This is a genomic window from Shewanella livingstonensis (genome assembly GCF_003855395.1).
Lineage (GTDB): Bacteria > Pseudomonadota > Gammaproteobacteria > Enterobacterales > Shewanellaceae > Shewanella > Shewanella livingstonensis.
Window position 1 is genome coordinate 477,077 of record NZ_CP034015.1, and the last position, 14,415, is coordinate 491,491.

A 14,415-nucleotide genomic window follows, 5' to 3' on the forward strand; every position below is an offset into this window, starting at 1 on the left:
ATGTGGCCTAAGTCTGTTGCCGCATTTTTGTGGGGATTATTACTGGCAATAAGCTTAATTACTATTGAGTTTAGAGTCTTACCTGTTGATGTTGATGCAAAACTATTTATTGGCCTTATGCTGGGTTTTTGCGTGTGGGTTGGGGTGATGGCATTTTGTTATAGCCGTAATAGCGCAAAAGCGGCCAGTGTCGTGTGTGCTAAATGGCTTGTGGTCAGCAGCCTTGTCAATGCGCTGTTATTTCTCTCTCAAACCTAAGTTATGAATACCTCAATGAAATCTGATTCTCCAGAACAACACAAAGTGATTAAAAATCTGATCGAAGCTCATAGTTGGCTTGGGTTAATCATCTCACCTTTACTGTTTTTAGTTTTTTGGGCTGGTGCAGTGACTTTGTTTCACGATGAAGTTACGCAATGGGCTATTACGCCACATCATCCGGTCGATAATTCCCAAGCCGATATTCCTTTAGCGAAGCTTGTCGAACAACAGCTGGCTCAATACCCCGTTGATCAAACTGGCCGTTTTCGGATAAACATGCCGACAGCGCTAGTACCTTATTATATTTTCTACTTCGATGTGTTTGGAGACGCTCCTGAACCGGACCGTCAGTCGATGGCGATATTGGTTGATCCTAAAAGCGGTAAAACTGTGGCGGGTAAAGATGACTTTTACTTATCGCAATTTATTTACCGCTTGCATTACAACCTTGATTTACCTGGTGGCAGTTATCTTATTGGTATTGTGACGCTGATTTTTTTGTTTGCACTCGTGTCAGGTATTTTTATCCATGCGCGTAAATTACTGAAACATTTCTTTTTGTATCGCGTTGATAAACAGCGCCGGGATAAATTACTCGATATCCATACCGTGGTCGGGGTAATGACACTGCCTTTTACCTTAATGTATGCCTTAAGTGGCTTAATTCTTAACTTGGCGATTGTATTTCAATTGGCCTTTGTAATGTTTATTTATCAGGGCGATCAACAAGCATTATTTAATGATGCCGGTTTTAATCGAACCAGTGAACCCCGCAGTGAAATACCATTGGAGATGAGTAACGCATTTAGCTTAATTGAGCAAACTCAGCAGCAACCTAATGTTGAGTTACGGAATATTATTTTCCATCATTACGGCGCTGATAATGCTCTGGTACAAGTGCGTGGAACCGACACGGTTAATTTTGCTCAACGAGATGAAGTGACCTACCGGGTGCAAGATGGCTCTGTGATGGATAAGGTTAACGCCGATAATTACAATGTATTTCGCCAAGGTAGAGATGTACTGGTGAGCTTACATTTTAGTAACTTTGCCGGGGTAGATATTCGTATTTTGTACTTCATTTTGGCGATGGCGATAAGTGCCATGATTGTTACGGGTAATATGTTATGGCTCGATAAGCGCCGCTCTCAGCGCCATACATCACCGCGTAGCCTCGCCATTGTTAGCGCCATAACCTTAGGTGGCTGTGGTGGCATTATTGTGGCGACAGCCGTTGGCTTTTTGTGTGAGCGATTATTGCCAGCCACTTTGCCAGGACGCAACGAGTGGCTTATAGGTTGTTTTGTCGTGTCGTTATTAGCGGTGATGTTGTACAGCATTAAAGTGAATGATACTAAGCGTCATATTAGCCAGCTACTGCTTTTAACCAGTGGCATATTAGTGGTAACAATATTGGCTGATTGGATAATGTTTTCTGAACCCATAATAGCGTTATGGCATAGCGGTTACCGTGGTGTTATTGGGGTGCAGATTGGCATGGGATTAATTGCTGTTGTATGTATTTATACAGCATCTAGACTCGCCACCGTGAATCAAACCACTTATCTGAAAAATATATAATGGTAATCTAATCGACATTTTTAAATACAACTTTGCCAGCGATAATCAATCGCAGGCAAAGATAGTATTTAAAGCGATTACCTATAGTAGGTCAAATAATAAAACAGTAGACCGGTCGTCTGTAGTGTTTATTAACGTAATAGTTTGTACATTAGTTATTTTTGCACCATCACCCGGATTCAATGTTTCAGTGCCAAGGGTTAATACTCCAGCCACTTGGTGTACATAGACTTTTCGCGATGCGGCTATTGTGTAAGTCAGTTCAGACTTAGGCGCTAAAATCAGTTGCGCTAGTGTCGCATCTTGTTTTATCAGCAAAGTACCATTTTCACCTGTTGGCGTTGCAATGGGGGTTAACCCCAATATTTGACCAAAGTTTTTTTGTTGGTATCCAGGCGTGTTACCTAAGGTATTTGGCTGGATCCAAATTTGCAAAAACTTTAGCGGTTCAGTTTTTGATGCATTATATTCACTGTGACTAATACCACTACCAGCAGACATGAGTTGAAACTCACCAGCAGGTAATACTTCAACGTTACCTTCACTGTCTTTATGGGCAATAGAGCCTTCGAGGACATAGCTGATAATTTCCATATCACGGTGGCCGTGAGTAGCAAATCCTGCTCCTGGGATAACGCTATCATCATTGATGACTCGTAGCGCTGAAAAGCCCATGTGCTGTGGGTCGTAATAGCTACCAAATGAAAAGCTGTGCTTGCTGTCTAACCAGCCAAAGTTAGCTTTACCGCGTTCACTTGCAAGACGTAATGTAATCATAATATTCTCCTAAAGCTCATTATTTACGCTAATTTAGCCGTAATGACATTATCTATGCCTACCTTGCCAGAACCTGATATGGCGAGTGAAACAGTGATAGCCAACAGAGCTAATGCAAATTCATAGCCGTTATTAGCCATAAATAAACCGTTGCTGAAGTGCTCGCTCGTAATAGCAATGATCATAGTAAACGCTAATACCACTGCCGTTAGGCGAGTCAGTAAACCCAATAAAATAAACAAGCCCCCAAAGAATTCTGCACTGCCAGCCATAAATGCCATTAACACCCCAGGTTCAATGCCAAGCGATGCCATCCATTGCCCTGTAGCTTCTAGGCCATAACCACCAAACCAACCAAATAGTTTTTGCGCGCCATGAGCCATAAAAATAATTCCCACAGGAAGGCGTAATGCAAATGTGCTGAAACCTGCAGTAGAGTGGGTAATGCGTTTAATCAGTACTTTCATGGTAAGTATTCTCAATAAAGTTAAATATTTTTTGATTTAAAGTGAGGCTGCCTCACCGATTGACAATAAGTATATTGGCACTTGATTGATTAAAAAATCGGAATAAACTGAGGTGATAGTTCAAATTTATTGAATAAGGATAAAGTCATGCATCATGCTATTACTATCGATGCTCTGCGGGCCTTAGATGCCATTGATCGCAAAGGCAGTTTTGCCGCTGCAGCTACGTCGCTGTATCGAGTACCTTCAGCATTAACCTATACCATCAAAAAACTTGAAGAAGACATGGGCACGGCGTTATTTGATCGTACAAAACAAAAAGCACAATTGACGCCAGCAGGCAAAATTGTGCTAGAGCAAGGGCGTCAGATCTTACTTGCCACCAATCGACTTATTGATTCAGTACAGCAGTTAGAATCTGGTTGGGAAAATGAGATTCGCTTATCGCGCGATACGATTATTCCGCAGGGGCCGTTATTTACGTTAATCGAGCAGTTTAATCAACTTGAGCACAGTGTCGATATTACCTTAGACGTTGAAGCGGTTGGTGGTGGTTGGGATGCGCTGCACAGTCGCCGTGCTGATATTGTGATTGGTGCATCTGGTGAGTTGCCAAGAGGGATATTTCAAACCCATAAAATAGGCGAAATTGAATTTGTGTTTGCGGTAGCCCCTCATCACCCACTGGCATTTGTTGATGGCATGCTGGATGCTGACAGACTAAGTCATTATTGTGCGCTGGTGGTTGCTGATACTTCCCAACTATTGCCTATTCGCGATAGTGGTATGTTTAAGAGTAAGCAGATGATCCGCCTAAATACCATGGATGCAAAAATTGCTGCACAAATACAAGGGTTAGGTATCGGATTTCTGCCTCGTCATATGGTGCAGTCTTATCTGGATAGTGGCCAATTAATTGAAAAGTTGTGCTCGATCCCAAGGCCGAATCAGAGTTTGTATATTGCTTGGCATAAAGGCCATCAAGGGCGTGCCTTTGACTGGTTTGTTGAGCATCTGCCTAAAGCCGATTGGGGTTTATGTTAATTAAATATATTACTCAAGCTTATGAATCGTTGCGTCCTAGCGGTGACGATATCAATCCTCTGTCGTGATGTCATAATAGTGAAATTTACTATTATGAATCGTCATCGATAGTGGTTTAAATTAACATCCATTTATACAAGATGCTTAGTTAACTGATTGGTGATATTGTGGCGTTTCTGAATTTATTTTAGCGCACTAATGACATCATGATTAAACATATAATGGACTACCTTCGCCTAGTGCTGTTTGTTTGTGGCGTATTGATTGGTATTCAAGTTCCCGGTTTTGTTGATCAATACGGACAACGCTTAGAAGCACATCAATTAGAAGCTAAGCAGAGTTTAGGTGAATTTCAGCATGACGCCGACCGTTTTTTTGGTGGCGACATCAATAAGCTGATCCGCCATTACCGACAAAATAACGACCCCGTATTCAGTGCTGGTGGCGAAAGTATCGAATCTATTTATCAGCGTTATGTGTCATTAACCGACGCATTAACTCGTTTTCGTCAACACAGCTATAGTCCATATCAGCAAGTGATCTTAGCACCGCAAAAAGACATTCAAGCTGAAGTGTGGCAAAACTATTCACATGTCATTTTGTTAAAACCAGAAGCCATTGCGATGGGTATGCTATTAGGACTATTGATCTCGATGTTATGTGAATCAGTATTATCTATTCTATATTTGGGCTGCCGTAAGGTATTGGCACCAAGATAAGCTCTTTTTTTACTCTTACTTAAGGAAATATTATGATCGCTAAAGGACAGTCTCTACCAAAAGCCACATTAAGCCAGCTTACCAAAGACGGTATGGTTAACCATGATGTGACTGAATTATTTGCTGGTAAAAAAGTAATATTATTTGCGGTACCAGGTGCATTTACGCCAACGTGCTCAGAAGCGCATTTACCTGGTTTTGTTGTACTAGCTGATGAGTTCAAAGCTAAAGGTGTTGACCTTATTGCTTGTGTTGCGGTTAACGATGCATTCGTTATGAAAGCATGGGGCGAAGTGCAAAATGCCTCTGAATTAATGATGCTAGCCGACGGCGATGCCAGCTTTACTAAAGCATTAGGTTTAGAGATGGATACTGCTGGTTTTGGTGGTGTGCGTTCACAACGTTATGCGATGGTTATCGACAATGGCGTAGTGACGTTATTAAATGTTGAAGCAGGCAAGTCATTTGAAGTGAGCACCGCAGAAGCAGTAATGGCTACACTGTAAGTCGCTATTCACAACTGATTGAATTTTAAATGGGTGCCCAATGTGGCGCCCATTTTTATGAGTGCGTTAACGTCGTTTAAATCAACTCTTATTGATTTTTATCGGTTAATGGCAACCACACTTGAGCTTTTAGGCCACCTTGAGGACGGTTAGACAGGTTTATTCTGCCATGATGACGGTCAACAATACGCTTAATAATCGCTAAGCCTAAACCCGAGCCCACACTGCCACGTGCTGAGTCGCCTTGAGTAAAGGGTTGAAACAGTGACTCGACTTTAGTTTCATCAATGCCAGGACCATTATCTTCCACGCTAAAACATACTGTATTACCTTGATGATATGAGCTTATTTTTATCCAGCCGTTGCCATAACGAAAAGCGTTTTCAACTAAATTGCTCAATACTCGTTTAATTGCCACGCTATTGATAGCGATTTCTGGGCAGTCGGCGAGCGATAATTCTATGGTTTCTTCGCGGTGCGACTCTTGCTGGCTAATTTCTTGAATTAGACGGTTAATTTGGTCTGGCTCGCGTGCGCCTTCCTGGTCGTTACGAATGTAAGCAATAAATTGATTAATAATCGCATCCATATCTTCAATGTCGGTGACGATACCTTCTTTTAGATATTGATCGTCTTCAACCATCATTTCAGACGCTAACCGAATACGGGTTAACGGGGTGCGTAAGTCGTGCGAGATGCCAGCCATCAGTAAGGCGCGATCTTGCTCAAGTTGCTTCATGCTGTTGGCCATTTGGTTAAAGGCATGGGTTACTTCAACAATTTCGGTTGAACCACTGAGCGGCAACATCGGTGGGAAATCACCTTTTGATACCGCAACCGCTGCTTTTTGTAGACGCTTTAACGGTCTATTTTGACGCCGGGCAAACAACCAGCCTCCGGCGACACTGAGGCCGCCAATTACCAATAAATACAAGGTTAATGGTGATAAGTCTGACTCGTTAATGCTACTTAGCGGTACTTTAATCCACAAGGTTGGCGCTTGTGGTGGCTTAATCCATACATCAAGCTTTTCACCTTGTGAAAAACGCACTTCAGCTTCGCCGCCCAAATATACCGACATTTGTTCAGACAAAAAACTGTAATAAGTGGCTTGGCCTAATCCGGCTTCTTGAGCTTGTTTGAGGTTATAAACTGTCATGCCATCGTCACGTACTTTGGCATTTAAGGCATCTACCATGGTGAGATGTTCACGGCCAACATCAACACCATCAACAAATAATATATTGATTTGGCGGGCGATCAGTTGGTTAATTTGCTCGTAACTGGGTTTGATAAAGTAAACGGCGACAGACCAATAAGACACGAGTTGGTTAATCAGTAATAAACTACCAAGCAGCAATACTGTTTGACTAAAGGCGCTGCGGGGTAAAAAGCGTTGCCACCATTTTAACTTCAGTTTCATGGGTTACTTACGCGTAGTGCCGTCGGGCACAAACACATAACCTAAACCCCAAACTGTTTGGATATAACGTGGGTTAGCGGCATCTTTTTCAATTAAACGACGTAGGCGAGAAACCTGTACATCAATAGAACGCTCAAGTGCCGAATAGTCACGGCCACGGGCAAGGTTCATCAGCTTGTCACGCGACAACGGCTCGCGAGGGTGATTCACCAATACTTTAAGCACCGCAAATTCACCGCTAGTAAGCGCAATACTTTCATCACCATGAAACATTTCACGAGTGGCTAAATTTAGCGAAAACTCACCAAACTCAATCATTTCTTCTTGCTGCGCAGGTGCTCCCGGTACTTCAGTAATTTGACGACGCATGACCGCTTTAATACGTGCTAATAACTCGCGTGGATTAAACGGTTTAGGTAAGTAATCATCGGCTCCCAGTTCTAGGCCGATAATGCGGTCTACTTCATCGCCTTTGGCGGTCAGCATCACGATAGGGATTGGGTTTTCTTGCTGGCGCAAACGGCGACAAATAGACAAACCGTCTTCACCAGGTAGCATCAGATCGAGTACCAAAAGGTGAAAGTTTTCACGCTCAAGTAATCTATCCATTTGTTCAGCATTGGCAGCACTTCGAACTTGGAAGCCTTGCTCTATCAAGTAACGCTCTAATAATGAACGTAATCTCATGTCGTCATCGACAACGAGAATCTTCGAGGTTTCTTGGCCCATGACATATCCTTTTAATACTAAATTGATGCTAGCTATGGCTCAGTATGAAGTGTAATCGTTTGAATTTGAATAGCTGATTGTGGCAGAAATTGTAACCAAATAGCTGTAAATGACTGTTTATCGCATAAATAGCTGCAAATGGTCATGTAAGTTGCCTTTATCTTGCTCAAAAGATAACACTAATTGTTGGCTAATAGGGCGATAAAAAACACTTGGCATGGTGCTGAATGGGCTTAATGTTTGTTGCAGATAGTTATCAAAGACAGGATAGGTGATTAGTTGGTTTTGCTGCAGTTCAAAACGTCCCCATTCTACCTGGGTCTGATGGGAAAGAGCTTGTGGGTCTTGGTGTAAGTTAATATTCACTACAAGGTAATAGCCGTTGTCGAGTAGCACTAAGCTACTAAGTGCCGCGGTCGATAGTTGGTGCCATAAGCCGTAGACGGATTGACTTATATAGGCGTAATAGTCATGTTGCTCATCGGCAATGTTGTCGCCATTAGTATCGATAGTGAATACTAACTTTTCTGACTCTACGCGAAGTGCCATCTGCGTTTTTGGAAACTCGATTTGATAGGCAACGAAGCCTTGTTGCTGATTACTACTATAGCTTGGAATAAAGCGCACACCTGTGGTTTGTATGTTGAGTCGCCCCCATTCAGCGACACTGTTTTGCGGCTCAATGATGTTAAATTCGATATGTAAATAACTGTGGTCGCGATTTAACTGCAAGAGTGAGATGTGTTCTGAGGTATCAATAATCCAATTACCAAAAATGGTGTCAGTCGCTTTATTTAGTGGTAGTTGTGGCGGTGATTGTCGCTGTGGCGTTGCATGCAGCGAGCTGATGGTGAATAAAACGCAAATACATACTAACAACAGGACGATGTTTTTAACGATATTAGGTGCAAGCGTAGTGTGCTGGCTTACGTGTGACATCATAAACATAAGGTCCTTTTATGTTTGCTTGTACAGTTCAGTATTATTGTTTAACCACCGCTATCGATATTGGCTGGCAAAACTAAGGTCTTAATCGTAGTAAATATTTCTGATTAATCAAATAAAAAGCCCACTGCATTATACAGTGGGCTTGAGGTATTATAATTCTTGCTGAGCTTTATCTATGGCACCAGTGTGAGCAGTGCAGGTTGGGCTACTACTTGAAAATCCAATGCCATGGTCACGCTTAATGCAGTAATGGTGATGATAGAAAATCCAAAGACTTGCCTAGCCCAAGACTGTAAGTTAATGCCGCGACGATAACCTTTTAACGCCATCGCTAACCACCATAAACTGGTAGCAAAGGTGACGGCCATAAAGGCAATACCCGTGTAACCTGCTAGTGGTAATAGTGCGCTAACCAATGCAAATACCGCTATGTATAATACGATATGCAGTTTTGCTTTGGCCATACCTTCAGCAACAGGCAACACCGGAATGTTGGCTGCGGCGTAATCGTCAAAGCGAAAAATGGCAATCGCATACGAGTGCGGCATTTGCCATAGACTAAACATCAGTAGCAAAATAATCGCGCCTGTATCCATTTGTCCAGTGACCGCACAATAACCGACAACGGGCGGCACTGCACCTGAGAAACTGCCTACTAAGGTGCCGTAAACCGAGTTGCGCTTCATGTATAGGCTGTACACGCCGACATAAACCACATAACCGATAGCGGCAAACAATACCGCTAGGCTGTTAGTGAATATCGCCAGCATGGTAAAGCCAATAATCCCCAGAGCAATGCCAAAGCTCAATACTGCTTGTACCGATATTTCACCGGTAACGGTAACTCGGTTACGAGTACGCTGCATTTTGGCATCGATATCGCGATCAATACAATTATTGACAGCGCAACCCGACGCCACCACTAAAGACAAGCCTATCATGGTGGCAAACATCAAGGTCCAATCTACGTTACCTTGTGCGGCGAGTAAAAAACCGCCAGCGACGGAAATTAAATTACCCATGATAATGCCAGGCTTTGTTACCTGAACATATCCTCGTAAGCGTGATGTTAATTGTGCTGACATAGATTGACCTTGATTATTCATGATAGCTACTAGTGTGTGGCTCTGGTTACATCATTAGTTCGTTTGCTGCGTAGATAATCCACACAGATAAACCCACTACCATGACAATAATCAATGCAGTGAATAAGAACGAGAATGTATTGATCCTACCTTCTTTAGAAAAATCTAAATGAAGGAAGTATTTTAAATGCACCACGATTTGTACGATAGCCGCTGCAACGACAATCCATAAGGTGGTGTCATGATCAAAGCTGTGAGTCATGACCGACCAAAATGGAATACCGGTTAAGACAACCGATAATACAAAGCCGACTAAATATGACTTAACGCTAGCGCCAAAGTCGCCCGCGGCATGACTTGAATGTGCATTGCTCATTACAAGACTCCTAACAAATAAACAACGGTAAACACACACACCCACACGATGTCTAAGAAATGCCAAAACAAACTTAAGCAACTCAAGCGAGTGATGCTGCGATTATTTAAACCGCATTTGATAACTTCAACCATCATGATCAGCATCCAAATTAAGCCCGCTGTAACATGCAAACCATGCATGCCGACTAGGGCGAAAAATGCTGATAAAAAGGCGCTGCGATCTGGGCCATTACCATGTTCAATCAGGTGATGGAACTCGTACACTTCCATCGCGATAAACACACAACCCAACGCAAAGGTGATTAATAACCACGTTAATGTTGCTGCTTTCTTTTGGTGTCTAGCGCAAATCATGGCAAAGCCATAAGTAATACTACTGACCAATAAGGCGGCAGTTTCGATAAGCACGAAGTCTAATTCGAAAATATCTTTGCCCGACACCCCTCCATCGGTGTTCATAAATAACACCGCATAAGTCGCAAACACTGAGGCGAACAAAATACAGTCGGTCATGAGATAAATCCAAAAACCGAACAAGGTGTTACCGCTAGTGTCATGATGATCATCATGGTGTTGATCATTGTGCTCAGCAGAATGAGCTACGTGTAAATCTGCTTTAATAGCAATACTCATTATCGGCCCCTTGCTACGTTATCAATATGTGCATTTTCAATACGTGCGACTTCATCGGGTTGCACGTAATAGTCCACGTCATTGTCGTAAGCGCGTAGTAAAAACAACACAAACGTAGCGCCAAATCCAACGATGGCTAACCACCAGATATGCCAAATTGCCGCAAAGCCCATGGCTGTAATACACGCAGCCATGGTAATACCGCTGGCAGTATTTTTAGGCATGTGAATTGGCTGATAGGTTTCACGACGTTGATAGGCAGTGCCTTTTTCTTTCATGTCGGTGAACGTATCAATGTCCGTTACGGGCTCTAACTGGGCAAAGTTATAAAACTGTGGTGGTGAAGAGGTTGACCATTCAAGTGTGTGGCCATTCCATGGATCGCCTGTGGTATCCAAGTTTTGCTCACGGTCGCGGAAGCTGACATACAATTGCACAAACTGTAAAATAATCCCCACAAGAATGATGAATGCGCCGACTACGGCAAAGTAAAGCCAGAAGTTCCACGCTGGGTTATCTGTGTGATTAATACGACGTGTCATGCCCATAAAACCAAGCACGTACAGCGGCATAAACGCCACATAGAAGCCTATTTGCCAACACCAAAATGATGCCTTACCTAAACGTTCGTTAAGCGTGAAACCCATTGCTTTAGGGAACCAGTAAGCAAAACCAGCCATATAACCAAATACCGCACCACCAATAATGGTGTTATGGAAATGGGCGATTAAAAACAAGCTGTTATGCAACACATAATCGGCTCCTGGTAATGCTAACAATACCCCAGTCATGCCGCCGATGGTGAAGGTCACCATAAAGCCTAAGCCCCACAATACTGGCACGGTCAAACGTAAACGGCCGCGATAAATGGTAAATAACCAGTTAAACAGTTTTACCCCAGTCGGCACCGCAATCACCATGGTCATTACGCCGAAGAAGGCGTTAACGTTAGCGCTTGAACCCATGGTAAAGAAATGGTGTAACCACACAATAAAGCCAAGTACAGAAATTGCACCCGTTGCCCACACCATTGAGGTGTAACCAAATAAACGCTTCGAGGTAAAGGTTGAAAACACTTCAGAGAAAATACCGAAAGCCGGTAATACCAAAATATAGACTTCAGGATGACCCCAAGCCCAAAAAAGGTTGATGTACATCATGGCGTTACCGCCACCATCATTAGTAAAGAAGTGGAAGTCTAAATAGCGGTCTAAGGTCAACATACCTAAAACAGCGGTTAAAATTGGGAATGATGCAACGATTAACACGTTAGCCCAGGTACAGGCCCAAGTGAAAATAGGCATTTGCATTAGCTTCATGCCCGGAGCGCGCATTTTTAATACCGTGGCGATAAAGTTCACCCCGGTTAAGGTTGTCCCGATACCAGATATCTGCAAGGCCCAGATATAATAATCGACCCCCACCCCCGGGCTGTATGCCAGCTCAGATAAGGGCGGATAAGCGACCCAACCAGTTTTAGCAAATTCACCGAGTCCAAGTGAGATATTGATTAATATCGCCCCAGAGGTGGTTAGCCAAAAGCTTAAATTATTTAAGAATGGGAACGCGACATCGCGGGCACCAATTTGCAGCGGTACAACTAAGTTCATTAAACCAATCATAAATGGCATCGCCATAAAGATAATCATGATCACGCCATGGGCTGTGAAGATTTGGTCGTAATGTTCTGGGGGTAAATAACCCGCCGCACCATTGGTAGCCAGTGCTTGTTGAGTTCGCATCATAATCGCGTCAGAAAAACCGCGGATTAACATCACCATTGCTAACACGATATACATAATACCGAGTTTTTTATGGTCAACCGAGGTTAACCAATCGTGCCACAGCACGCCCCATTTTTGATGCTTAGTGATTAAAGCCGCAACAATGAATCCAATAATGGCGACCGCCGCAAGGGTCACCATAATGATAGGTTCATGATACGGAATTGACTCGAGAGTTAATTTTCCAAGAAATGGCATGATTATTCCGCCTCCCCAGATGCAGTCGATGAATGCTCTGTGGTTGAGTGTGAAGGTGATGAAAGTCCAGAATGTTTTTCAGCGTCCTTGTCAGCCATATGCTCCATGTTTTGCATATGTTTGGCATGATCCATACCAGACATTGATTTCATATTGCCCATGTCGTGCATGCCTTCCATATTTTCCATACCGTCCATTGATTTCATGTTCGAATCTGGATGCATGTACTGCATAACAATGTAATTAAACATGCCTTTTTGCACTGACCCGTAGTATTGAACAGGATTGTTTTCACTTTTTTGTGCCAGTTGCTTATATTGCTCAACATCCAAGGTGTTACCTTGTTGTTTTACCTTGGCAACCCAGGCATCAAAATCGCCTGTTGTTGCAGTTGCAATGGCATTAAATTTCATGCCAGCAAAACCTGCACCACTGTAGTTAGCTGAAATTCCCTCAAAGGTGCCAGGCTCATTTGCAATAAGGTGTAACTTAGTCGCCATGCCTGCCATAGAGTAAATTTGGCTGCCTAACTGCGGAATGAAAAAGGAGTTCATTGCTGTGTCGGAGGTAATTTTAAAGTTAACCGGAACGTTAGCAGGGAAGGCCAATTCGTTAACCGATGCAATGCCGTACTCTGGATAGATAAATAACCATTTCCAGTCTAATGACACCACTTCAACCTTCACCGGCTTAGCGTCATGCACAAGCGGTTTGTAGGGGTCTAAATCGTGAGTTGAATTCCAAGTGATAACTCCCAGAATGATAACGATAATAATCGGTACTACCCACACCACGACTTCAATCGCGGTTGAATGTGCCCATTTAGGCGCATAAATTTCTTCATCGCGACCATCGCGGTATTTCCATGCAAAATACAAGGTCATGAAAATTACCGGAATAACCACAATGAGCATCAGCAGCGTCGCCACAATAATGAGATTTTTCTCATCTATGCCGATTTGACCTTTGGGATCCAGTACGCCACCTTCACAGCCGGCTAGCATAAATGCTAATGCAGCCAGTACAGGTTTACTTAAATTTCGAATTAACAAAGGAAGATTCCTCTCACCTTAAAAGCTTACTACGCTGCCAATGGGGAGATCGACAGTTGCAGAATAATCGTCAAACGCAAATAGCAGACCTAAAAAGCTGACCTAAATCAACAGTGAATGATTTTGGTATACGTTTTAAGGCAGTGTTGAGCGAATGATGTATGTTGAGTAATAATTTAAGCAGATAGAGGGGGAGCGCGACAACCGTGTGCCGTGTGTTCAAGGGATTTTGGGACAATAACAGACAAGGCACTTAGCGCATCGCTAAGTGCAAGAAGATTACAAAATGTGGAGTTGAGATTAAATAATCGCCAAAACTGCTGGATAACCAAAGGGTTTAATATCAGCAAGCCCAGTAAGCTAGCACCCATAACTTCAGCTAATAATGCGTCTACAACCGCAATAAATTCACTAATATCGATGAAGTTACCCATCGACATTGATAAGGAGTCTGCTAAAGGTTGCAGCAACAGTAACCCGAAACACACGGTTAAATGTGCTTTACTCAATTTGGACAACCTTGCTACGCGATTAAGCGGTTTAACAAGGAATTGACAAAGGGTTAGTTTCAACAAGTGTTTCCAACCGAGCTCAAAGGAGTGGGTAGTTGAATCAACAGATCCAGCTGGCAATTTTCATTGGCAGGAGAATAACAATAAGGGGCTGGTCATTGGAAGTGAATCACGGTAGGGAAACCGTGGAATTATTAAATAAATCTTAATTAGAACAATATTTAAACTATTTAGTTACACATTTAACTAATCGTTCATTAGCTGATAGCCCAAAACACGCAAATTTGTGACTCGCAGCACCTAATGTAACCGGATGAG

At 42.9% G+C, this 14,415-nt stretch carries 16 protein-coding genes; 5 read left to right on the forward strand and 11 right to left on the reverse strand.

Annotated elements, in window-relative coordinates; translation table 11 throughout:
- Both EGC82_RS02230 and EGC82_RS02235 read left to right on the forward strand, forming a co-directional pair.
- Complete coding sequence (locus tag EGC82_RS02230; RefSeq protein WP_124729309.1) at positions 1–258, forward strand: hypothetical protein; 258 nt, start codon at positions 1–3, stop codon at positions 256–258.
- Between the two features lie 15 nt (positions 259–273).
- Positions 274–1,842, forward strand: a complete 1,569-nt coding sequence (locus tag EGC82_RS02235; protein WP_164839078.1) for a PepSY-associated TM helix domain-containing protein — start codon at positions 274–276, stop codon at positions 1,840–1,842.
- 81 nt (positions 1,843–1,923) lie between these two features.
- Here EGC82_RS02235 and EGC82_RS02240 read toward each other — a convergent pair whose 3' ends face one another.
- Together EGC82_RS02240 and EGC82_RS02245 are read right to left on the reverse strand one after the other, a co-directional pair.
- Positions 1,924–2,619 (reverse strand): pirin family protein, encoded by a 696-nt coding sequence (locus EGC82_RS02240; RefSeq protein WP_124729311.1) that lies wholly within the window; start codon positions 2,617–2,619, stop codon positions 1,924–1,926.
- 23 nt (positions 2,620–2,642) lie between these two features.
- Positions 2,643–3,086, reverse strand: coding sequence for a DoxX family protein (locus tag EGC82_RS02245; RefSeq protein ID WP_124729312.1), 444 nt, complete (start codon positions 3,084–3,086; stop codon positions 2,643–2,645).
- 147 nt (positions 3,087–3,233) lie between these two features.
- On the opposite strand from EGC82_RS02245, the gene EGC82_RS02250 reads away from it, so the two are divergent.
- The 3 genes from EGC82_RS02250 to EGC82_RS02260 all read left to right on the forward strand — a co-directional run bounded on the left by EGC82_RS02250 (position 3,234) and on the right by EGC82_RS02260 (position 5,355).
- On the forward strand, positions 3,234–4,130 hold the full coding sequence (locus EGC82_RS02250) for a LysR family transcriptional regulator (RefSeq protein ID WP_124729313.1): 897 nt from the start codon (positions 3,234–3,236) through the stop codon (positions 4,128–4,130).
- A gap of 206 nt (positions 4,131–4,336) precedes the next feature.
- Positions 4,337–4,849, forward strand: coding sequence for a DUF2937 family protein (locus tag EGC82_RS02255; protein WP_124729314.1), 513 nt, complete (start codon positions 4,337–4,339; stop codon positions 4,847–4,849).
- Between the two features lie 32 nt (positions 4,850–4,881).
- Positions 4,882–5,355, forward strand: coding sequence for a peroxiredoxin (locus tag EGC82_RS02260; protein ID WP_124729315.1), 474 nt, complete (start codon positions 4,882–4,884; stop codon positions 5,353–5,355).
- Between the two features lie 88 nt (positions 5,356–5,443).
- Here the strand turns inward: EGC82_RS02260 and envZ are convergent, their stop codons facing one another.
- The 9 genes from envZ to EGC82_RS02305 all read right to left on the reverse strand — a co-directional run bounded on the left by envZ (position 5,444) and on the right by EGC82_RS02305 (position 14,094).
- On the reverse strand, positions 5,444–6,772 hold the full coding sequence (envZ, locus tag EGC82_RS02265) for a two-component system sensor histidine kinase EnvZ (RefSeq protein WP_124732537.1): 1,329 nt from the start codon (positions 6,770–6,772) through the stop codon (positions 5,444–5,446).
- 9 nt (positions 6,773–6,781) lie between these two features.
- A complete protein-coding gene (ompR, locus tag EGC82_RS02270; protein ID WP_124018223.1) occupies positions 6,782–7,507 on the reverse strand; it encodes an osmolarity response regulator transcription factor OmpR in 726 nt (241 codons plus the stop codon).
- A gap of 117 nt (positions 7,508–7,624) precedes the next feature.
- Entirely contained in the window at positions 7,625–8,449 is an 825-nt protein-coding gene (locus tag EGC82_RS02275; protein ID WP_124729316.1) for a hypothetical protein, read from the reverse strand.
- A 179-nt stretch (positions 8,450–8,628) separates the two neighbouring features.
- Positions 8,629–9,561: a heme o synthase gene (cyoE, locus tag EGC82_RS02280; RefSeq protein WP_124729317.1), complete on the reverse strand. Its 933-nt coding sequence runs from the start codon at positions 9,559–9,561 to the stop codon at positions 8,629–8,631.
- A gap of 25 nt (positions 9,562–9,586) precedes the next feature.
- Positions 9,587–9,916 carry a cytochrome o ubiquinol oxidase subunit IV gene (gene cyoD, locus EGC82_RS02285; protein ID WP_124729318.1) on the reverse strand — a complete coding sequence of 110 codons (330 nt, stop codon included), beginning with the start codon at positions 9,914–9,916 and terminating at the stop codon, positions 9,587–9,589.
- A complete protein-coding gene (gene cyoC / locus EGC82_RS02290) occupies positions 9,916–10,551 on the reverse strand; it encodes a cytochrome o ubiquinol oxidase subunit III (protein ID WP_124729319.1) in 636 nt (211 codons plus the stop codon). The genes cyoD and cyoC overlap by 1 nt, the downstream gene beginning before the upstream one ends.
- Entirely contained in the window at positions 10,551–12,533 is a 1,983-nt protein-coding gene (cyoB, locus tag EGC82_RS02295; RefSeq protein ID WP_124729320.1) for a cytochrome o ubiquinol oxidase subunit I, read from the reverse strand. The genes cyoC and cyoB overlap by 1 nt, the downstream gene beginning before the upstream one ends.
- Before the next feature lie 2 nt (positions 12,534–12,535).
- On the reverse strand, positions 12,536–13,585 hold the full coding sequence (cyoA, locus tag EGC82_RS02300; RefSeq protein ID WP_124729321.1) for a ubiquinol oxidase subunit II: 1,050 nt from the start codon (positions 13,583–13,585) through the stop codon (positions 12,536–12,538).
- Positions 13,586–13,761: 176 nt separating this feature from the next.
- Positions 13,762–14,094 carry a hypothetical protein gene (locus EGC82_RS02305; RefSeq protein ID WP_244212522.1) on the reverse strand — a complete coding sequence of 111 codons (333 nt, stop codon included), beginning with the start codon at positions 14,092–14,094 and terminating at the stop codon, positions 13,762–13,764.
- Between the last annotated feature and the right edge of the window lie 321 nt (positions 14,095–14,415).